Raw genomic sequence first — 19,523 nt, forward strand, 5'->3', positions numbered from 1 at the left:
GTCGTTCCGAGGACGAACGAGGTCGGTGGAACTCGACATTCGAGCACGCCGGGTTTCTCACGGCGCGGCGAGCGCCTCCGTCGGCGTGAGCCGCGCCGCCCTGACCGCCGGGTACACGCCCGCGACCACGCCCGTCACGACCGCCGCGCCGAGCCCGGCCAGCACCACCTCCACCGGCACGACCGCGGGCCAGCCGTGCGCGGCGGCGTACCCGGCGGTGCCCAGCAGCCCGAGCAGCACCCCGGCCACCCCGCCGAGCACGCACAGCACGACCGACTCGGTGAGGAACTGGGTCCGCACCTGCCCCCGGTTCGCGCCGAGCGCACGCCGCAGGCCGATCTCGCGTTTGCGTTCCAGCACCGAGATCACCATCGTGTTCGCCACCCCGATCCCGCCGACCAGCAGCGCCACGCCCGCCAGGCCGAGGACCAACGCGGAGAACGTGTTCTCGGTGAGGCGCTTGGCCACCAGCGCGTCGGACGGGCGGCTGACCCTGACCTGCGACGGCTGCCGCGGGTGGATCGTCGGCGGCAGCACCGCCCGCACGTCGTCGAGCGCGGCCTCCTCGGCGCGCAGGTAGAGCACCGTGGGCCGCTGGTCGAAGCCGAGCTCGCGGGCCGCCTCCCAGCCGATCAGCGCCGACCGTTCGACCTCCGGCGCGAGCGGCAGGGGAGCGAGGATGCCGACGACGGTGAACCACCGGTCCCCGATGCGCACCTGGGTGTCCGGCGCGGTGACGCCGAGGCGGGTGGCGGCGACGTCGCCGAGCACGACGGCCGGGAACCGTTCGGTCGCGGCGGTGAGGAACGTGCCGTCGCGGACCCGGCCGTTGAGCGTGTCCAGCAGGGTCAACGACGTCGCGAGCACCGTCAGGCCGGACGTCTCCGACTCGGGGACGCGGTCGGAGCGGCGGACGGCGGCGTGCGTGTTCGCGACCGCGCTGACCTTCGAGGCCGGGCCGATCCGCTGCACCATCGCGACCGAGTCCGGTGGCAGCGCGGCGGGTTCGCCGTTCGTGCCGGTGGTGGCCTCCGCCCGCAGCAGGTTGGTGCCCAGCGCGGCGAACTCCGCCATCAGCGCGGCCTGGCTGGACGCGGGGATGCCGGTCACCACGACCAGCGTGGCGATGCCGATGGAGATCCCGAGCGCGGACAGGACCGCCCGCAACGGCCTGGTGCGCAACGGGGACAGGCCGAGCAGCAGCAGGTCGGCGAGGCTCAGCCGGGTGGGCTTCACGCGCGCACCCCCGTGCCGATGCGGCCGTCGCGGAGCTCGACCTGGCGGGGCAGCCTGGCCGCCACCTCGCGGTCGTGCGTGATCACCGCGAGCGTCGTGCCCTCCCGGTTCAGGCCCAGCAACAGCTCCAGCACCGCCTGCCCGTTCGCCGTGTCGAGCGCACCCGTCGGTTCGTCGGCCAGCAGCAACGCCGGCCGGTTCACCACGGCCCGCGCGATCGCGACGCGCTGGCGTTCACCCCCGGACAGCTCGTGCGGCCGGTGGCCCAGCCGGTGCCCGAGGCCGACGCGGTGCAACGCCTCGGTCGCCATCGCCGCACGCTCCCTGCGGGCCACGCCCGCGTAGAGCAGGCCGGTGGCGACGTTGCCGAGCGCGGTGAGGCCGTCGGCGAGGTGGAACTGCTGGAACACGAACCCGATCCGCCGCCCGCGCAACGCCGACAGCCGCCGATCGCTCAGCGTCGTGACGTCGTGGCCGTCCAGCGTCACCGTGCCGCTGGTCGGGCGGTCGAGCGTGCCGAGCAGGTTGAGCAGCGTCGACTTCCCGGAGCCGGACGGGCCCACGATCGCGACTGCCTCGCCCGCGCGCAGGGTCAGCGACACGCCATCGAGCGCCCGGACCCCGCCCGCGTACTCCTTGACGGCGTCGCGGACGTCGAGCACGGGCCGCGCACCCGGTGGTGTGGCCGGCCGGAACGTGGCCGTGGCCGGGTGGTCGGGGTGCGATGGGTTCACGACGTGGTCACCACCTGCATGCCCTCGCTGACCCCGCCGCCGCTGATCTCGACCAGCCCGCCGGCGAACAGCCCCGTCTTCACCGCGACCAGCTGCCCCGCCCCGGTCTGCACCGCGTACCCGCCCTCCCGCACCGCCAGCAGCGCCGTCACCGGCACCGCCAGCACGCCCTTGCGCGCCGTGCTCGTGACCCGCACGCGCACCGGTCCCGACTCGAACGCGACGTCGCCGTCCAGCCCGATGTCGACGGCGACGGTCGAGGCGGCCTCGCCGTTGCTGTTCTTCTCCTGCTTGACCTCGGTGCTGACCGAGCGCACGGTTCCGCCGGTCTCCTTGCCGTCGGGCAGCAGCACGGTCACCTTCAGGTCCTTGGTGAACACCTCGGCCGCCTGGGCGTCCACCGCCGCGGCGACCGCCTTGCCCGGCGCGGTCACCGCCAGCAACGGCCCCTCCGCGGTGCCCGACAGCGTGGCCGTCACCGACTCCACGCGGACCTCGCCGGGCAGCACGACGACGTCACCGGGCTCCAGCACGCCGTTCTGCTCGACCTCACCGGCCTTCTGCCACCGCTTCACGGCGTCGATCGTGGCGGGCGTCAGCTCGTCGGCCGCGCCACCGAGCCGGTACCCGAGCGCGGCCAGGTTGTCCTTGACCACCTTCACGTCCGGGCCCTTCAGCCCGGCTGTGTCGAGCTTGCGCCACAACGGCGTGGCGCCGAAGAACAGCCACACCGGCCGGTTGTCCACCTTGTACACGGGCCGGCCGCGGCCGAGCACCGCGCCGGGCGCGGGCAGCCAGGTGAGCGTGCCCGGACGGCGGCCGGTGACCTGCCGGGAGACACCGAAACCGAGGGTGGCCTTGAACTCGCGGGTGTCGGTCAGGTCGGTCTTCACCACGGCGGTGGTCCGCGGTGCCGGTGGCCGGTCGGGCTGGGCCGGTGCCGGGCGCGTCCACGTGAACGCGAGGACCGCGCCCGTGCCGGCCACCGCGAGGACGCCTGCGGCGATCCACCGCCTCACCGGTGCCCTCCGCCGAAGACCTCCTGCTCGCACTCCTTCTCGATCCGGCCGCGCTCCGCCTCCGGCAGGGTCTGCTCGCCGTCGTAGGTCCAGCTGCCCGGCTCGGTCTCGATCACCTTCATGCCGCGGCTGTTGAGGCACTGCACGTTGCGGTGCCAGTTGTCCTTGAACGCCGGGTTGGCGGAGTCCATCTCCCACGGCGGCAGCGGCCACTTCTTCGCGCACGCCCGCCACGCCTCGTCGCTGTACTGCCTGCGCCCCTCGGGGCCGGGGCCGCTGCCGGTCGCGTTGGGGTCCTTCTCGGCCAGGCACGCCGTGTGCGCGTCGTAGAGCCGCCGCTTCTCCTCGTCGTTCATGTCCATCCGCAACCGCGGCTGCTCGGCCTCGGCCGGGGCCGTCCCGGATGCCGGCGCGGGAGTGGAACCGGACGTCTGCAGCGATGCGACCTGCGCGGGTGGTGCCGCCTGGCCGCACGCGGTGAGCGCGAGCAGCACGGCGCCGATCAACAACCTGGGGTTCATGGCGGTGATGCTGCCGAGCGGTTGTGCGGAAGATGTGCGCTCGGTGTGCCGGTCAGGTCAGCGTGATCGTGAACGTCGTGCCGCGCCCCGGTTCGCTCGCCACCGTGATCGTGCCGCCGTGCGCGGTCACCAGCGCGTGCACGATCGCGAGCCCCAGCCCGCTGCCGCCGGTGTTCCGCGCCCGCGCCGGGTCGGCGCGCCAGAACCGGTCGAACACGTGCGGCAGGTCCTCGGCGGCGATGCCGGAACCGGTGTCGCTCACCGTGATCCGTCCGTCCACAGCGGACAGTCGCACCTCGCCGCCCGCGGGTGTGTGGCGCAGCGCGTTGGTGACGAGGTTGGTGAGGACCTGCCGCAACCGCACCGGGTCCGCCGTCACCACGCCGCCGCCCTCGGCGACCAGCCCGGGGTGTGCGGCGACCAGCTGGTCGAACAGCTCCCGCAGGTCGACCGGTGACGGGTGCAGCCGCAGCTCGCCCGCGTCGGCCAGCGCGAGGTCCTGCAGGTCGTCGACGAGGTGCTGCAGCACCAGCGCCTCGTCGAGCAACGCGGTCAGCGTCGTGCGGTCCAGCTCGACCACGCCGTCGCGGGCGCCCTCCAGCCAGCTGCGGATCGTGCCGAGCGGGTTGCGCAGCTCGTGGGAGATGTCGCTGGTCATGGCCTTGCGCTGGGCGTCGGTGCGGGCGCGCTGGGCGGCCATGTCGTTGAACGCCCGCGCCAGCTGCCCGATCTCGCTGCGCGACCGGATGTCGACGCGCGCGTCGCCGCCGTGCTGCATGCGCTCGGCGGCGGCGGTGAGCGTGCGCAACGGCCGGGTCATCCGCAACGCCACGAGCACGCTCACGCCGACCGTCAGCACCAGCACGACCGCCGCGACCAGCACGACCCGGCCCGCGTCGAACCGCACCACCCTCGCCTGCGTGGTCCGCCCCGCCGCGTCCGTCACGAACAGCAGCGCGGGCGGTGCCACGTAGGGCTGGAGCTGGGTGCGGCGGGCACTCGCCAGGCACTCGGTGTCGGACGCCACCGGCTGCCACTGCGCGTTCATCCTGAGCTGCTCGGCGGGCCGACCGCGCTGGCGCTGGCAGTCGTCGAAGAGCAGGCCGAGCTCGGTGAACGCGGCGGACTCGCCCGGCGTGAGCGTGCTCAGCCGCTGTTCCACCTCGGTGCACGCCGGTGAGGTCGGCGCCGGTCCGGTGCGGTCCACGTTCACGATCGGGCGGCCCCAGGCCGTGACCCGCAACTGGGCGGCCTGCTCAGGCGCGGACCGGCAGCGGCTGACGTAGAGCCGCGCGTCCTCGGCGAGCTGCTGCTTCTCGTCCTCGCTCAGCCGGAACGGGCCGGTGATCCTGGGGTCGATCCGGTCGGCCGGTGCGTCCTGGGCCTGGGCGAGGTCGAGCTCCAGCGGGTTGATCACCGCGGACGGCGCCGCGGGCAGCTGGGCGGCGTCGAGGTTCGTGCCGGTGTCGGCGATGACCGCGCGGCCGGGCGTGGTGAGGATCAGCCTGCGGTTGCCGGGTGGCAGCGTGACGCCGGTCCAGTCGCGGTGCTCCACGGCGAACGCGACCAGCGCGCGGTAGGTGGCGGTGTCACCGGCCAGCGCGGCGCCGAGCTCCTGCCGGATCGACGTCGAGGTGCTCTGCGCGGCCAGCCACGCGGTCGCGGTGATGGAGCAGATCGCCACCAGGACCGACGCGGCCAGCAGCCGCGCCAGGACGCTATGCACCCGAACCGTCCACCAGCTTGTAGCCGACGCCGTGCACGGTCAGCAGGTACGCGGGCCTGCGGGGCTGTGCCTCGATCTTCTTGCGCAGGTTCATCACGTGCGCGTCGATCGTGCGCTCGGTGATGTAGCCGTCCAGCCCGTGCACGGCGTTGAGCAGCTGCGAACGGCTGAACACGCGGCCGGGGCTCGCCGCCATCGTGTGCAGGACCCGGAACTCCGACGCCGTGCACTCCACCACCTCGCCCCGCACCCGCACCTCGTGCCGGTCCGGGTCGACCCGCAGGTCACCGAGCGTGATGTCGGTGGTCCCGCCGGTCCGCTGCACGCGCCGCAGCAACGTCCGCACGCGGGCCATCAGCTCACGCGGGCTGTACGGCTTGGTCACGTAGTCGTCGGCGCCGAGGTCGAGCCCGTGCAGCAGGTCGTCCTCTGTGGACCGCGCGGTGAGCATCAGCACCGGCAGGTCGGACTCGCCGCGCAGCAACCGCACCACGTCCAGACCGTCCACACCGGGCATCATCACGTCGAGGATCAGCAGGTCCGGCGGGTTGCGGCGGACCTCGTCGAGCGCCGACCGGCCGTCGTGCACGATCCGCACCGCGTACCCCTCCTGGCGCAGGTAGCGGCCGAGCATGTCCGCCTGCATCACGTTGTCCTCGGCCACCAGCACGCACGAACCCATGCCCCGCAAGATAGTCATCGCGGCCGTCGGCGCACGGGATGGCGACCTCATCCGCACAGGATCCGCACATCTGCCTGCCACGGTCACGGCATGCGAACACTGAGCGTGGTCGTCCTGCTGCTGCTCGCCGTGCCCGGCACGGCAGCCGCGGCCGAGGACGTCGTCGTGCACGACCTCGACACCGGTGGCGTGGCGGCCCACTGGACACCGGAACGGATCGCCGCCATGCCGGTCGGCCCGTCCGAGCCCGGCACCCCGCCGGTGGACGGCCCGGACGGCGCCCCCGCACCGGCCAGCCGCACCATCGGCCGGCTGTTCTTCGTCGACCGCGACGGCGAGGACTCCAGCTGCACCGCCACCCTCGTGGCGAGCGCGAACCGGCGCACGGCGGTCACCGGCGGGCACTGCGTGCACACGGCGAACCTCATCGGCCAGGACCCGCGGTGGCACACGAAGCTGCTGTTCGTGCCCGGCTTCCGCGACAACACCCGGCCGTTCGGCCAGTACGTCGTGCGCAGGGCCGTGGTCAGCAGGACGTGGACGACCGACGACCAGCGCTCGGAGCACGACCAGGCGTTCCTGGTGCTCGACCGGCCCTCCGCCGCGGCCGAGCAGATCGCGTTCGGCCGCCCCGCCGACCGCGCCGCCGTCGAGTACGGCTACCCGCGTGCGGCGACCCGGCCCGGCCACCAGGGCCGCCCGGAGTTCACCGGCCAGCGGCTCGCCCGGTGCTGGGGCACGCCCGTGCACAACCCCGGCCACCCCGAGCAGGGGCCGGAGAACATCTGGGGCGTGCCGTGCGACATGGGCGGCGGCGCCAGCGGCGGCCCGCGGATCAGCCACGGCGCGGTCGTGGGCGTGAACACCCAGAGCTTCCACCTCGACGCGGACGGCCGGTGGTGCTCATCCGGCGAGTGCGTCCGCCACCTCGGCGGGCCGCAGTTCTCCCGGGAGGTCACGGCGCCGCTGCACCGGCGGGCGGCGACGAGCTGAGGCTCGTCGGCTCAGGGCCGGCCGGAGCCCCAGGCCGTGGCCGGGTCGGCGAGGCGGAAGAGGTCGCGCGCGGGGTGCACGTCGATCGGGACGCGCGCCCCGGCCTCGACGGCCGCCACACCGGTGACGAGGTGGCTCGTGGTGAACGGCGGCCGGCCCGGCACGGTGACCAGCAGCGAGATCCTGGTGCAACGCTCGTCCTCGCCGCACGGCACGTGCTCGGTGGACGTGACCTCGGCGAGGACGCGCACCCCGGCCGTGTCCAGGTCACGCCACACGCGCTGGTCCCGCACGGTGCCGACGATGGCCAGGACCAGGACGAGAACGGTGAACGGGGTCCAGACCAGGCCGACCACGACGACGCCCGGCCGGTCGTCGTCGGGGACGTACCCGCTCAGACCGGCCAGCAGGATCACGGGACCGGCGCACACGACCAGGAGGCCCAGCAGGGTCCAGAGCGGCTGCTCGAAGAAACCCGTCGGGCGGTTCATCGGACCTTCGGCCACCGACGCAACCTAACGCACGTGAACCGGTCGTCGTGGGCGAATTCGGCACCTCTGTGCGATGTTCGGCCCGGCTCAGCCGAGCAGGTCGCTCACCAGCCGACGTGCGTAGGCGGGGTCGAGCAGGCCGGGGCGGAACAGGATGCGGTACATCATCGGTGCCACCACGCGGTCGAGCACCGTCTCCGCGTCCGGGGCGTCCTCGCCGCGCGCGGCGGCCTGGGCGAGGATCACGCCGATCTGGTCGGCCGCGTACGCCGAACACCGGCCGGCGTTGCTCCCGTCCGCGTCGCCGAGCAGCGCGTCCCGGATGTAGGCGCGTCCTGGCGGTGAGGACATCTCGTCGAGGAACTGCTCGGCCCACGCCTCCAGGTCGGCCGCGAGACTGCCGTGGTCCTCGGGCGGCGCTTCGGGCCGGAGCCGTTCCACGGCGACGTCGGAGAGCAGCTCGTGCAGGTCTCCCCAGCGGCGGTAGATGGTCGACGGCGTGACACCGGCGCGTGCGGCGATCTGGGGCACGGTGAGCGCGGCCCGTCCGGCTTCGGTTTCCAGATCGCGAACGGCCGCGTGCACCGCCTCCTGGACCCTGGCGCTGCGGCCACCAGGGCGCACCATCGGCTTCCGGCTCATTCCTCCACCTTAAAGCAAACTTGTTGCTTCAAGAGTCTTCGCGACCTACGCTGGCTAAAGCTAAATATTAGCCTTAAGGAGGTTGGATGTCCTCGTACCGCTGGAACCACCTGACCGCACCCGAGCTGCGCGAGCTGGCGGACCGGGACGCGCTCGTCCTGCTGCCGGTGGGGTCCACCGAACAGCACGGTGCCCACCTGCCCACCGGCGTGGACGACTTCCTCGCGACCGAGGTCTGCCTCCGGGCCGCCGCGCTGGCCGGGGCGCGCGTCCCGGTGGTCGTGGCCCCCTCGGTGTGGTGCGGGCTGGCCGAGCACCACATGGCCTTCGGCGGCACGCTGACCCTCTCGCTGTCCACGTTGCACGCGCTGTTGCGGGACCTGTGCCGGTCCGTGCTGCGTGCGGGGTTCCGCCGCGTCCTGCTCGTCAACGGTCACGGCGGCAACGCGACCGCCCTGCACGCACTGGCCACCGAACTGACCGCCGAACTGGGCACCACGGTCGCGGTCACGAACTACTTCACCGCCGGTGCCGCCGTGATCGCGAAGACGCTCGAAACCCAGGACCAGCTGATGCACGCCTGCGAGGGCGAGACCTCGATGATGCTGGCGGCGTTCCCCGGGTCGGTGCGCCGGGAGCGGGTGGCCGAGGCGGTCGGCCCGCGGATCGAGCTGCAATCGGAGGACCCGGCGCCGGTGTACCGCCCGACGCCGTTCGAGCGCATCACGCCCACGGGCGTTGCCGGGGACGCGCGCACCGCCACGGCCGCGAAGGGGGAGGCCCTTCTCGACGGGTGCGCGCGTGCGCTCGCCGACGAGCTCCTCAGCTTCCGGTGAACGATCGTTCCCAGGCGTGCCCGGTCCGCAGCAGCAGCGGCTCTTCCCGTGGCCGTCCCAGCAGTTGCAGCCCGATGGGCAGACCGGCCCGGTCGGTGCCCGCCGGCACGGTCAGCGCGGGCACGCCGGTGATGTTGGCGGGCGCCGAAAGCCGGACGTAGGCATCCGGCACGCTCTCCACCGTGCCGTCCGGCCAGGTGATCGTCTCCTGCCCGGCCGGCACGGCGGTCAGCGGAACCGCCGGGGCGGCGAGCACGTCCACCTCCTCGAACATGCGCAACCACTCCCGCCTCATGAGGGTGCGAGCGCGCCGGGCCCGAAGGTGGTCGCCGGCGGGCAGCAGCTCCCCGGCTTCGAGGAGCACGCGGACGTCGGCCGCGTACAGCTCGGGGACCGTGCGCAGCGTCCTCTCGTGGTACGCGGTGGCCTCCGGGACCATCAGGCCCCACTGGACCGCCTTGACGTACCGCGTCATCGGGACCTCCACGTCGACGAGCCGCGCGCCGAGCGACGCCAGCCGCTCGACCGCCCGCCGCACCGCGGCCTCCACCTCGGGATCCACGTGTTCGAAGTAGTAGTTGCGCGGCACTCCCACGCGCAGCCCGGCCAGCTCACCGTCCACTGTGGCCGGTGCACCTCCGGTCAGCGCGGGCAGGACGAGCGCGGCGTCCTCGACCGTGCGGGTGAGCGGACCGACGTGGTCCAGTGACCAGGACAGCGGAACCACGCCGTCGCGGGGCACCAGGTCGTACGTCGGCTTCAGGCCGACGACCCCGTTCAGCGCGGCCGGAACGCGGATGGAGCCGCCGGTGTCGGTGCCCAGTGCGAAGGTCGCGGTGCCCGCCGCCACGGCGACGGCCGACCCGCCGCTGGACCCCCCGGCGATCCGCCCCGCGACCCGCGCGTTCCCGGTCTGCGGGGTGATGAGGCCGTAGGCGAACTCGTGGGTGTGGGTCTTGCCGACCAGCACCGCCCCGGCGTCGGCCAGTCTGGCCGCGACCACGCTGTCGGTGTCCGCGCGGTGGTCCGCCCGGACGCGTGAGCTGCCCGTGGTCGGCAGGCCGGCGACGTCGATCACGTCCTTGAGGCCGACCGGGATCCCGTGCAGCGGCCCGCGGAACTCGCCCGCGGCGATCTCGCGTTCGGCCAGCCGGGCCGCCGCGCGTGCCCGGTCCGCGGTCACGGTGACGTAGGCGTTGAGCCGGGGTTCGACCTCCGCCAGGCGCGTCAGCACGGAGTCGAGGAGCTCGACGGGGGACAGCTCGCGGGCGTGCAGCGCGCGTGAGGCGGCGGCGAGGCTCAGTTCATGCGGTCGCATCGGGCTCCCCCCACGTGAACGGCGCCGTGTCCCCGAAGTCCAGCTCTCGCAGAACGGAGACGACGGAGTGGATGTGGTCGGCGGTGGCGGCCACGACGTCGTGGCGCTCGTCGGGCAGGGACAACCCGGCACGGGCGGCCCAGCGAGCCGCTTCCGCCGGGGCGAGGTCGGACATGAACACCTCCAAAAGCTAAGCGTTAGCGTTAAGGGAGAGTAGGCGCTACAGTCGGCTAACGCAAACAAGTTGCTTTAGTGGAGGAAAAGCATGGTCGTTCCGACGTGGACCATCGGCGAAGTCACCGTGCGGCGGGTGGACGAGGTGGTGCTGCCACCCGCCACCGGCGCCTGGTTGCTGCCCGGCGCGACCCCGGACGTCGTCGCCGGACACGACTGGCTCCGGCCCGACTTCGCCGGAGACGACGGCGTGCTGCGCTTGGCCAGCCACAGCTTCGCCGTCTCGGCCGGCGGCAAGCGGATCCTCGTGGACACCGGGATCGGCAACGGCAAGCAGCGCGCGAACCCGGCCTGGCACGACCTGCGCACCGACTACCCGCAGCGGCTCGCCGAAGCGGGGTTCACCCCAGAGTCGATCGACCTGGTCGTGCTCACCCACCTGCACACCGACCACGTCGGCTGGAACACCCGCCAAGTCGACGGCGACTGGGTGCCCACCTTCCCGAACGCCCGCTACCTGGTTTCGCGGGTGGAGCGGGAGTTCTGGGCCGGCGTGGAGATGGACGAGCCCCGGCGCGCGATGTTCCGCGACTCGGTGCTGCCGGTCGAGGACGCGGGTCTGCTCGACCTCGTCGACGTCCCCGCGGGCGGCGCTGAGGTGGCGCCGGGCGTGCGCTTGCTGCCCACGCCCGGCCACACCCCGGGACATGTCGCGGTGCGGCTGGACAGCGCCGGTCGGACGGCGCTCATCACCGGCGACTGCGTGCACCACCCGGTCCAGGTGCCCCGGCCGGACATCACCAGCTGCGCCGACATCGACCCCGCCACCGCCGAGCGCACCCGCCGCGGCCTGCTCGCCTCACTCGCCGGGACCGACACCTTGGTGCTGGGCACGCACTTCCCGCCGCCGACCGCCGGTCGGATCGCCGGCGGCGACGAGGGCCTGCGCTGGGTACCGGTCGCCCCGCAGTCCTCGTCCTGCGGTGTGGCGTCACTCGCGCACGACCGGTGACGTGACCGGGACCCGCAACCGGATACCCCTGCCGTGCACACTGGGGTGATGCGCATCGACCGGCTCGACCACCTCGTGCTCACCGTCGCCGATCTGCGGGCCACGATCGACTTCTACGTCGGCGTGCTCGGCATGGAGGAGGTGACCTTCGAACAGGGGCGCAAGGCGCTCGCGTTCGGGCACAGCAAGATCAACCTGCACGAGGCGGGCCACGAGTTCGAACCCAAGGCCCGCCACGTCGTCCCCGGCAGCGCCGACCTGTGCTTCGTCGCCGACGACCCGCTCGACGACGTGATCGCCACGCTGCGGTCGCACGGCGTCCCGATCGAGGAGGGCCCCGGCGACCGCACGGGCGCGACCGGCGTGATCCGCAGCGTCTACGTGCGCGACCCCGACGGCAACCTGGTCGAGATCAGCAACTACGTGGGCTGAAGGTCAGCAGCGCTCGTCGGTCTGGGCCCAGTACACGTTGCCGTCGCCCCACACCTCGCCGTACGCCCTGGTGCACCGGGTGAGCGTGCCGGTGCCCTTGGACCACACGTCCTGCTGGTCGGTGCCGTTGACGTTGCTGCCGTAGTCGCGGTGGCCGTCGACCACCATCGCGGCGCTGGAGTGGAACGACCCCGGCTTGCCCGCGTACGAGTCCCACACGTAGGTGTAAGCCCAGTTCTTGTTGCACCCCTTGAACTGCTTGACCGACGCGATGACCACGCCGCCCTTCTTCACGTACCCGGTGCTCCCGATCTGCACCGTCTCGGAACAGCCCGGCGCCTTCTCGGCGTGGGCGCTGCCGGTGAACGCGAACACCGACAGCGCCACGGCGGGCAGTACGAACATCACTTTGCGCATGCCCGCACGGTGCCCGGTGCCGGTTAGCCGACGGTTAAGCTAGAACGTTGGTTCTATCGAGCGAGAACCACTGTTTCGGCCAGCCGCCTGGCTCGTGGAATGGCCTCGTCCGGCGCGGCACCGAGCAGCATCCGCACGAGAACGCCCTCGTAGACGATCGCGACGTCCTCGACGACCTCGGCCACGTCCGGCAGTCCCGCCGCCAGCTCGGTCAGCCGGCGGACCAGGTGGTCCTTGTGCGCGTGGGCGACCACGACGGCCGGATGTCCCGCCGGGAGCTGCAGCAACCCGGCGACGTGCGCGCAGCCCTGGTCGGCGCTCTGGCCGCGGTACCACTCCTGCAGTGCGTCGAACACCGACAGCACCCGCTGCAACGGTGTCGCGGCGTCGGCGGCGACCCGTTCCCAGGTCGCCTGCCACAGGTGGTCCCTGCGCCGCAGGTACGCCTCGACCAGGCCGTCCTTGCCGCCGAAGTTCTTGTAGACCGACCCCAGCGCGACCCCCGCGCGGGCCACCACGGCGTCCACGCCGGTGTTCGCGATGCCGTCGCCGTAGAACAGCTCGTCGGCCGCGGTGAGGATCCGTTCGCGCGCTGAGGGGGCCATAGGGTTATCGTAATAGTAGAACTTGCGTTCTACTTCGGGAGGATTGTGGACAAGCGACAGACAGCGCTGATCTGTGCGGGCACGGCACTCGTCGCGGTGTGCTACGGCTTCGCGAGATTCGCCTACGGCCTGTTCACGCCGGTGTTCCGGCAGCACTTCGCGCTGGACGCCACGCTCCTCGGCGTCATCGGCGCCGGTAGCTACGTCAGCTACGGCCTCGCGATCACCGCGGGTTTCGTCCTGACCAACCGCTACGGCCCACGCGTCGTGGCGGCGGCCGCGGGGGCGCTCGCCGCGGCGGGCACCGCACTCGTCGCCGCCGCGACCGGCGGCACGCAGCTCGCCGTCGGTGTCCTGGTCGCCGGAGCCAGCACCGGCCTCGCCTCACCGCCGCTGGCCGAGGCGATCGCCCGCGCGGTCGACAGGCCGCGCCAGGACCGCGCGCAGTCGGTGGTGAACGCGGGCACCGGCGTCGGCGTCCTGCTGTCCGGGCCGATCGCCGTGCTGCTGCTGGACGACTGGCGGCTCGCGTGGGCGACGTTCGCCGTGCTGTCCGCCGCCGTCACGGCGTGGATCCTCGCCGCCGTGCCGCGCGGCGCTGCCGCAAGCCGTTCGCGTCTAACGTCCGATGCCGGTTGTCACGCGGGGGCCCCAGGTGCCTTTGAAGGGAACGCGGGGCCCCCACGTGACATCGGCGTGGGATCTCCGGGGCCGCTTGTTCGGGGAGGGGCCGCGAGCCGCGAGCCGAGTCACGCGCCCCTGCCCGGTGCCGCCAGCCGCGCGTCGGGCCGTAACCGCTTGTTCGGTGCGGCCCGCCGCGAGTCGAGCCCCGTGTTCCCGCCCGGTGCCGCACCGATGCTCACCGCCGCGTTCCTCCTGGGCGTGGCGAGCTCGGCCGTGTGGACGTTCGGACGGGACGTGGTGCAGGCGGGTCCGGCCGTCGCCACGGTCATGTGGTCGTTGATCGGCCTGGCCGGCCTGCTCGGCGCGTTCAGCGGCCACCTGACCGGCGGCATCGGCCTGCGCACCGCGTGGCCGCTCGTGCTCGTCGTGCTCTCCGCCGCCACCGCCGCGCTGGCGCTCTGGCCGTCGAGCGCGGTGCTGACGCTCACCGCCGCCGCCCTGTTCGGCGCCTCCTACCTCGCGTTGAGCGGGTTGCTGCTGGTGTGGAGCACGCGCGTGCACCGCGACCGGCCCGCGACGGGCGTGGGCACGTCGTTCCTGATGATCGCGGCCGGCCAGGCGGCAGGTGCACTGCTGGCCGGTGTCGTGGTCGACGGGTCCGGCCACCTCGGCGCGTTCCTCGCCGCCGCTGCCGCCGGTCTGCTCGGCGCGGCGGTCCGGCCCGGTGAGGAGATCAGCTCCGGTGCCACGCGGCAGCACGCCGCCCCACTACGGTGATCCGCCATGGAGTCCACAGTGCACGGGCCCGGCCGCGTCGAGGGACGGGTGCTCACCGGGGTCGTGGTCGCCGCGCTGCTGGTGACCGGTCTGCTGGCGAAGTCGCTCGGCACGTGGGCGCTCGAGGTCGTCTGGGTCGTGGCCGGGCTCCCGCTGGTGCTCGCACTGCGCAAGCGGTTCCCGTTGACCAGGCTGCTGTGCTGGCTGTTGGTGCTGCACGCGCTGGTGCTCTGCTACGGAGGGCAGTACACCTACGCGGAGACACCGCTCGGGGAATGGGTGCAGCAGTGGCTCGGCACCCAGCGCAACAACTACGACCGCTTCGCCCATGTCGTGCAGGGCTTCGTGCCCGCCGTCGCGGTCAGGGAGGTGCTGCTGCGCCGCACACCGTTGCGTCCGGGCGGCTGGGTCGCGTTCCTCAGCGCGAGCGTGTGCCTGGCGATCAGCGCGTGCTTCGAGTTCGTCGAGTGGTTCAGCGCGCTCGTGCTGGGCGCCGGTGCCGACGACTTCCTGGGCACGCAAGGTGATCAGTGGGACACGCAGTGGGACATGTTCCTGTGCCTGTGCGGCGCGGTCATCTCGTTGGTGGTGTGGCGCAGGGTCCACGACCGCCAGCTCGGCCTGACCGCGAAGGCGTAGCCGCGGTCACTTCTGCGCCGCCAGGTCGGAGGGGTGCTGCGCCAGCGGCGTCACCTCCACGGTCATGAACTCCCACAACGGCAACGACGACAGCACCGCGTGCAGCTCCTCGTTGGTCGGCACGTCGAAGACGCTGACCGTGCTGTGCTGCCCGACGACCCGCCACAGGTGCGGCCAGACGCCCAGTCGTTGCAGCTCCAGCGCCCGCTCCCGCTCCGCGGTGATCAGCTCGGCCTTGCGGCCGGGCGCGAGGTCGTGGGGGAGCGAGATGTCCATCCGCACGTGGAAGAGCACCGGTTCACCTCCTGGTCAGTGGTCGGCGGCTCTTCGCGCGTCGAGGTGCCGCCGTGACGGGGAATACCCGCCACGGCGGCGGGCGAAGCAGGCATCTACTGCTGCAACGGCCACACCTCGACAACGCCGTGCCCCACCGCGCACGGCGTCTTCGACACCATGTCCACGGCGTCCTCCAGCGTTTCTGCCTCGATGACCGAGAAACCGGCCACCGGCAGTGCGGACGTCATGAACGGTCCGTTCTCGACGGACACACCGGACACGTTGCGCACCTGCACCGGCGCACCGGCGACACCCATCTCCGCACCCTGCTCGCGCAGGCGGGCGTCATGGGCGTGCGCGGCCTCGCGGACGGCGGGGTCGGTGCGGTCGTAGCCGTCCCGGTCGCCGTAGCCGATGGTGACGAACCTGGGCATGATGGCCTCCTCGTTGTAGGTGGTCGCGGTGATACCGACCCGAGGGCTCGGGCAAACTCATCGCCATGGGAAACCCGTGCGAGTACTTCCGCGCACCCAGCGCCGACCAGGCGGCGGCCGTGGCCGACGGCGGGCCGATCGAGCGGTTCGACACCGTCGACGGCCGCGAACCCGACGTGGTCCTGGACCAGCTCATCGCGCACGTGCGCGGCGTCGAGTGGCGGCCAGGCCTGTCCGGAACCACCCTGATCAGCGCCGAGGAGAACGACTTCGACGCGTGGGTCTGCCTGGTCGCCGACGACGTCAGGGACACCCTGGCGGACATCCCCGACGACGACGTGCCGGCCCTGGCGCGGTGGTGGGCGGCCATCGAGGAGCTCGCGCCGCTCTCCGGCGAACCGCTGGACCTGGCACCGGACCTGCGGAGGCTGGTCGCACTCACCCGCCGCGCCAGGGACGCCGGCGAGCACCTCTACGTGTGGATGTGCCTCTGACGACCGGCCAGGCGTTCAGACCCCGGTCACGCCGTCCACACCCTCGCGCAGGAAGTCGGCGTGCCCGTTGTGCCGCGCGTACTCGTGGCACATGTGGTGCATGACCAGCCGCAACGACACGTGCTGCTCCCAGCGCGGCTGGTAGACCACCACGTCCAGCGACTCGGCCGCCCGCTCGATCTCCCGCGCCCGCTCGACCTCGTGCTCCCACGCGGCGAACGCGCTCTCACGGGTCGCACCGGTCGCGTCGTAGGCGACCTGGTAGTCGTTGGCGGCGGACCAGACGTTCGTGATGTCCTCGCCGTTGACGACCTTGCGGAACCACGTGCGCTCCACCTCGGCCATGTGCCGGACCAGGCCCAGCAGGCTGAGCGTGGACGGCGGCATCGACCGGCGGCGCAGCTCGTCGTCGGACAGGCCCTCGCACTTGAGCGCGAGGGTGGCGCGGTGGAAGTCGAGGAACGCACGCAGGGTGTCGCGCTCGTTCCCGGTCAGCGGCGGCTCCGGTCGGGTGGTCACGACGTCCATTGTGGAGCAGCGCGGCACGTTCCCCATGACCGGCACCACAGGGCGGCCCGCCGCCGGTCGGCGCTACGGTGGCGGCGAGAGAACGGAGTGGCTGATGACGCAGCTCGACCAGGCCGAGTCGGCGTTCGCGGCCGCGCGCCCCAGGCTCTTCGGCATCGCGTACCGGATGACCGGCAGCGTCGCCGACGCCGAGGACCTGGTGCAGGAGACCTGGGTGCGCTGGCAGACCGCCGACCGCGCGGCGGTGGTGAACCCGGAGGCCTACCTGGCCACGGCGATCACCCGGCTCGCGATCAACGAGAGCCAGACCGCCCGCGCCCGCCGCGAGACCTACGTCGGCCCGTGGCTGCCCGAACCGGTCGACACGTCCGCCGACCCGCAGCTGGGTGCCGAGCGGGGTGCGGTGCTGGAGCTCGCGGTGCTGATGCTGCTGGAGAAGCTCACCCCGACCGAACGGGCCGCGTACGTGCTGCGCGAGGCCTTCGACTACCCCTACCGCGAGATCGCGGAGATCGTCCAGACCAGCGAGGCCGCCACCCGCCAGCTGGTGAGCAGGGCCCGCAAGCACCTCGCCGACTCCCGCCGCACCCCGGTCTCGTCGACGCGCCAGCGTGAGCTGCTGGAGGCGTTCGTGGCCGCTGCGCAGGCCGGTGACCTGGCCACTCTCGAGAAGCTGTTCGCCGAGGACGTGGTCAGCTGGTCCGACTCCAACGGCGCTGTGCGTGCGGCCGGTCGGCCGTTGTACGGCGCCGCATCGCTGGCGAAGATCGTCGCGGGCTGGGCGCCGTCGTTCTGGTCGCCGCGCGACGTCGGGTACGTCGAGGCGAACGGGCAGTGGGCGATCCGGTTGAAGCGCGGTGGGGCGGTGTACGGGGTGATCACCGTGGTGGTGTCGGAGGAGGGGATCGATCAGGTGTTGTGGCAGGTGAACCCGGAGAAGTTGGGGGCGTTCGCCTAGGTGGGGCTGAGGTTGGGGCCTGGGCACGATGGTCGATCACCTTGGCGCCGTGGTTGAGCAGGGAGAAACGTCTCGCTTCGCTCGACAGGGCCGGCCGTCCCTTCTCACGCGGCCTGGGGTGTGCGCGTGGCTCTCCCGGACTCGTTCGGGGGAGGGCTGTCACAACCTGGCGGGCCGTCTTGTCTTAGCTCGTGAACGCCCGCGCAAGGCGGGCTCGCGAGAGGGACGGGCCATGAGGATCGTTGTCATCGGCGGTACCGGGTTGATCGGCAGCCAGGTCGTGAAGCGGCTGGGGGAGCACGGCCACGAGGCGGTCGCGGCGTCCCCGAACAGCGGTGTCAACACCGTCACCGGCGAAGGTGTCAAGGAGGTGTTGCAGGGTGCCGACGTGCTCGTGGACGTGTCGAACTCGCCGTCGTTCGCCGATGACGACGTCATGGAGTTCTTCCGCACGGCCACGACGAACCTGACCGAGGCCGCCAAGGAGGCCGGTGTCGGGCACTACGTCGCGTTGTCGATCGTCGGCACCGACGAGCTGCCCGAGTCGGGGTACCTGCGGGCCAAGGTGGCGCAGGAGAAGCTCATCACGGAGTCCGGGCTGACGTACTCCATCATCCGCGCCACCCAGTTCTTCGAGTTCGCGGGCGCCATCGCGAACTCCGCGACCGTGGACGGCGTGGTCCGGCTGCCGCACGGCGGTGTGCAGCCGATCGCCGCTGCCGACGTGGCTGCGGTCGTGGCCAGGACGGCTGCCACCGAGCCGGTCGGCGGTGTGCTGGAGATCGGTGGGCCGCAGGAGTTCACCATGGACGGGTGGATCCGCACCGTCCTGACGCAGCGGGGTGACGAGCGCGAGGTCGTGTCCGACCCTGCGGCGCAGTACTTCGGCACGTCGCTGACCGGCAAGCAGCTGGTGCCGAACGCGGGCGCGCAGCTGCAGCCGACCACGCTGGAGGACTGGTTCGCCGCGGGCAACTGACAGTCCACTGTGGAGGCACCGGCGCACCTCCCGCGCGCCGGTGCCGCCGCGTCACCGCGAGCGGCTCTGCAGCTGCTGCAAGCCGATCACCCGCAGGAGGTCGAGCTTCTGCTCGTCCTCGGAGCCCGGCGCGGCCGACATGACCACGATCGTCTGGTCGCCGGGGCCGCCGGTGAACGTGTCGCAGTCCACGACGACGTCCCCGACCAGCGCGGTGTGCACGGTCTTGGTGCTGCTGCGCAGTTCTCCGACCGTCCCGGCCTTCCAGCGCCGGGCGAAGCCGGGGGAGGCCGCGAGCAGGCGGTCGATCAGCTGCCGGAGGTCCGGGTCGTCCGGGTAGCGGCCCGCGGCGGAACGCAGGTGGCCCACCAGGTCCCGCGCGTAGATCTCGTCGTCCTCCGGCGTGTGCGTCACCGGGATCGAGCCCGCGAAGTACCGCCAGGCGACGTTGCGCTCCAGACGCGTCTGGCTCGACGGGTCACCGAACAGCGCGGCCCAGACGGGGTTCCACAGCACCAGCTCGTAGATCGCGGTGTGCACGGCCACGGCCACCGGCGCGTTGTGGAACCGGTCCACCATCCGCTGCGCCGCCGGCGTGACGTGCCTGGGCACGTGCCCTGCGGGCGGCACGCCCGCCCCGGCGACGCGGAACAGGTGGTCGCGCTCGAAGTCGGTCAGCCGCAACGCCCTGGCCAGCGACGTCAGCAGTTGCGCGGACGGGTGGCGGGCCCGGCCCTGCTCCAGCCGCACGACGTAGTCCACGCTGACGCCCGCGATCAGCGCCAGCTCCTCGCGGCGCAGGCCCGGCGCGCGGCGGTTCAGGCCAGGGGGCAGCCCCACGTCCTCCGGGCGCACCCGGTCCCGCCACGCACGCAGGATCTGCGCGAACTCGTCCACGCCCTCCATGGTGCCCCGGTGCGCGGCCCGGCGGGTGGTACTGCCAGTCCTACCGTCGAACGGTGCCTGTCGGCTACCC

At 72.6% G+C, this 19,523-nt stretch carries 25 protein-coding genes; 9 read left to right on the forward strand and 16 right to left on the reverse strand.

The window, feature by feature from the left end; genetic code table 11:
* Positions 1–57: 57 nt before the first annotated feature.
* Genes ADL03_RS13335 through ADL03_RS13360 form a run of 6 tightly spaced genes read right to left on the reverse strand, consistent with a single transcriptional unit; the run spans position 58 to position 5,918 of the window.
* On the reverse strand, positions 58–1,236 hold the full coding sequence (locus ADL03_RS13335; RefSeq protein WP_053733670.1) for an ABC transporter permease: 1,179 nt from the start codon (positions 1,234–1,236) through the stop codon (positions 58–60).
* Positions 1,233–1,970, reverse strand: coding sequence for an ABC transporter ATP-binding protein (locus tag ADL03_RS13340; RefSeq protein WP_082373089.1), 738 nt, complete (start codon positions 1,968–1,970; stop codon positions 1,233–1,235). The genes ADL03_RS13335 and ADL03_RS13340 overlap by 4 nt, the downstream gene beginning before the upstream one ends.
* Positions 1,967–2,989 carry a peptidoglycan-binding protein gene (locus ADL03_RS13345; RefSeq protein ID WP_053733671.1) on the reverse strand — a complete coding sequence of 341 codons (1,023 nt, stop codon included), beginning with the start codon at positions 2,987–2,989 and terminating at the stop codon, positions 1,967–1,969. The genes ADL03_RS13340 and ADL03_RS13345 overlap by 4 nt, the downstream gene beginning before the upstream one ends.
* Complete coding sequence (locus ADL03_RS13350; protein ID WP_157528562.1) at positions 2,986–3,510, reverse strand: hypothetical protein; 525 nt, start codon at positions 3,508–3,510, stop codon at positions 2,986–2,988. Before ADL03_RS13350 ends, ADL03_RS13345 begins: the two co-directional genes overlap by 4 nt.
* A 52-nt stretch (positions 3,511–3,562) precedes the next feature.
* Positions 3,563–5,236: a cell wall metabolism sensor histidine kinase WalK gene (locus tag ADL03_RS13355; protein WP_053733673.1), complete on the reverse strand. Its 1,674-nt coding sequence runs from the start codon at positions 5,234–5,236 to the stop codon at positions 3,563–3,565.
* A complete protein-coding gene (locus tag ADL03_RS13360; RefSeq protein WP_053733674.1) occupies positions 5,229–5,918 on the reverse strand; it encodes a response regulator transcription factor in 690 nt (229 codons plus the stop codon). The genes ADL03_RS13355 and ADL03_RS13360 overlap by 8 nt, the downstream gene beginning before the upstream one ends.
* 90 nt (positions 5,919–6,008) lie before the next feature.
* Here ADL03_RS13360 and ADL03_RS13365 point away from each other — a divergent pair, with 90 nt between their 5' ends.
* A complete protein-coding gene (locus ADL03_RS13365) occupies positions 6,009–6,911 on the forward strand; it encodes a serine protease (protein ID WP_053733675.1) in 903 nt (300 codons plus the stop codon).
* 11 nt (positions 6,912–6,922) lie between these two features.
* Here the strand turns inward: ADL03_RS13365 and ADL03_RS13370 are convergent, their stop codons facing one another.
* Together ADL03_RS13370 and ADL03_RS13375 are read right to left on the reverse strand one after the other, a co-directional pair.
* On the reverse strand, positions 6,923–7,402 hold the full coding sequence (locus ADL03_RS13370; protein ID WP_157528563.1) for a hypothetical protein: 480 nt from the start codon (positions 7,400–7,402) through the stop codon (positions 6,923–6,925).
* 87 nt (positions 7,403–7,489) lie between these two features.
* Positions 7,490–8,044, reverse strand: a complete 555-nt coding sequence (locus ADL03_RS13375) for a TetR/AcrR family transcriptional regulator (RefSeq protein WP_053733677.1) — start codon at positions 8,042–8,044, stop codon at positions 7,490–7,492.
* Between the two features lie 86 nt (positions 8,045–8,130).
* On the opposite strand from ADL03_RS13375, the gene ADL03_RS13380 reads away from it, so the two are divergent.
* The gene (locus ADL03_RS13380; RefSeq protein ID WP_053733678.1) at positions 8,131–8,880 is read left to right on the forward strand and encodes a creatininase family protein; all 750 of its coding nucleotides are present in this window, start codon (positions 8,131–8,133) and stop codon (positions 8,878–8,880) included.
* On the opposite strand, the gene ADL03_RS13385 is transcribed toward ADL03_RS13380, so the two are convergent.
* Complete coding sequence (locus ADL03_RS13385) at positions 8,867–10,198, reverse strand: amidase (protein WP_053733679.1); 1,332 nt, start codon at positions 10,196–10,198, stop codon at positions 8,867–8,869. The genes ADL03_RS13380 and ADL03_RS13385 overlap by 14 nt on opposite strands.
* Positions 10,185–10,373 carry a hypothetical protein gene (locus ADL03_RS13390; RefSeq protein WP_053733995.1) on the reverse strand — a complete coding sequence of 63 codons (189 nt, stop codon included), beginning with the start codon at positions 10,371–10,373 and terminating at the stop codon, positions 10,185–10,187. The genes ADL03_RS13385 and ADL03_RS13390 overlap by 14 nt, the downstream gene beginning before the upstream one ends.
* A 90-nt stretch (positions 10,374–10,463) precedes the next feature.
* Here ADL03_RS13390 and ADL03_RS13395 point away from each other — a divergent pair, with 90 nt between their 5' ends.
* Together ADL03_RS13395 and ADL03_RS13400 are read left to right on the forward strand one after the other, a co-directional pair.
* Entirely contained in the window at positions 10,464–11,384 is a 921-nt protein-coding gene (locus ADL03_RS13395) for an MBL fold metallo-hydrolase (protein ID WP_053733680.1), read from the forward strand.
* Positions 11,385–11,432: 48 nt separating this feature from the next.
* Positions 11,433–11,816, forward strand: a complete 384-nt coding sequence (locus tag ADL03_RS13400; RefSeq protein ID WP_053733681.1) for a VOC family protein — start codon at positions 11,433–11,435, stop codon at positions 11,814–11,816.
* 3 nt (positions 11,817–11,819) lie between these two features.
* Here the strand turns inward: ADL03_RS13400 and ADL03_RS13405 are convergent, their stop codons facing one another.
* Positions 11,820–12,233 (reverse strand): hypothetical protein, encoded by a 414-nt coding sequence (locus tag ADL03_RS13405; RefSeq protein ID WP_157528567.1) that lies wholly within the window; start codon positions 12,231–12,233, stop codon positions 11,820–11,822.
* A 53-nt stretch (positions 12,234–12,286) separates the two neighbouring features.
* Positions 12,287–12,838, reverse strand: a complete 552-nt coding sequence (locus ADL03_RS13410) for a TetR/AcrR family transcriptional regulator (protein WP_053733683.1) — start codon at positions 12,836–12,838, stop codon at positions 12,287–12,289.
* Between the two features lie 45 nt (positions 12,839–12,883).
* Between ADL03_RS13410 and ADL03_RS13415 the strand changes: the two genes are divergently transcribed.
* Together ADL03_RS13415 and ADL03_RS13420 are read left to right on the forward strand one after the other, a co-directional pair.
* On the forward strand, positions 12,884–14,239 hold the full coding sequence (locus tag ADL03_RS13415) for an MFS transporter (protein WP_053733684.1): 1,356 nt from the start codon (positions 12,884–12,886) through the stop codon (positions 14,237–14,239).
* Between the two features lie 6 nt (positions 14,240–14,245).
* Complete coding sequence (locus tag ADL03_RS13420) at positions 14,246–14,878, forward strand: DUF2238 domain-containing protein (RefSeq protein ID WP_053733685.1); 633 nt, start codon at positions 14,246–14,248, stop codon at positions 14,876–14,878.
* Positions 14,879–14,884: 6 nt separating this feature from the next.
* Here the strand turns inward: ADL03_RS13420 and ADL03_RS13425 are convergent, their stop codons facing one another.
* Entirely contained in the window at positions 14,885–15,172 is a 288-nt protein-coding gene (locus ADL03_RS13425; RefSeq protein WP_053733686.1) for a muconolactone Delta-isomerase, read from the reverse strand.
* A gap of 95 nt (positions 15,173–15,267) precedes the next feature.
* Positions 15,268–15,588 carry a YciI family protein gene (locus ADL03_RS13430; protein WP_053733687.1) on the reverse strand — a complete coding sequence of 107 codons (321 nt, stop codon included), beginning with the start codon at positions 15,586–15,588 and terminating at the stop codon, positions 15,268–15,270.
* Between the two features lie 65 nt (positions 15,589–15,653).
* Here ADL03_RS13430 and ADL03_RS13435 point away from each other — a divergent pair, with 65 nt between their 5' ends.
* Positions 15,654–16,082: a hypothetical protein gene (locus ADL03_RS13435; RefSeq protein ID WP_053733688.1), complete on the forward strand. Its 429-nt coding sequence runs from the start codon at positions 15,654–15,656 to the stop codon at positions 16,080–16,082.
* Positions 16,083–16,097: 15 nt separating this feature from the next.
* Here the strand turns inward: ADL03_RS13435 and ADL03_RS13440 are convergent, their stop codons facing one another.
* Positions 16,098–16,601, reverse strand: a complete 504-nt coding sequence (locus tag ADL03_RS13440; RefSeq protein ID WP_231641814.1) for a DinB family protein — start codon at positions 16,599–16,601, stop codon at positions 16,098–16,100.
* A 103-nt stretch (positions 16,602–16,704) separates the two neighbouring features.
* On the opposite strand from ADL03_RS13440, the gene ADL03_RS13445 reads away from it, so the two are divergent.
* Together ADL03_RS13445 and ADL03_RS13450 are read left to right on the forward strand one after the other, a co-directional pair.
* A complete protein-coding gene (locus ADL03_RS13445) occupies positions 16,705–17,568 on the forward strand; it encodes an RNA polymerase sigma-70 factor (RefSeq protein ID WP_053733996.1) in 864 nt (287 codons plus the stop codon).
* A 232-nt stretch (positions 17,569–17,800) separates the two neighbouring features.
* Positions 17,801–18,547 (forward strand): SDR family oxidoreductase, encoded by a 747-nt coding sequence (locus ADL03_RS13450; protein ID WP_053733690.1) that lies wholly within the window; start codon positions 17,801–17,803, stop codon positions 18,545–18,547.
* Positions 18,548–18,598: 51 nt separating this feature from the next.
* Here ADL03_RS13450 and ADL03_RS13455 read toward each other — a convergent pair whose 3' ends face one another.
* Positions 18,599–19,453, reverse strand: coding sequence for a helix-turn-helix domain-containing protein (locus tag ADL03_RS13455; protein WP_053733691.1), 855 nt, complete (start codon positions 19,451–19,453; stop codon positions 18,599–18,601).
* Positions 19,454–19,523 lie beyond the last annotated feature (70 nt).

The organism is Nocardia sp. NRRL S-836, from assembly GCF_001279525.1.
Classification (GTDB): domain Bacteria; phylum Actinomycetota; class Actinomycetes; order Mycobacteriales; family Pseudonocardiaceae; genus Lentzea.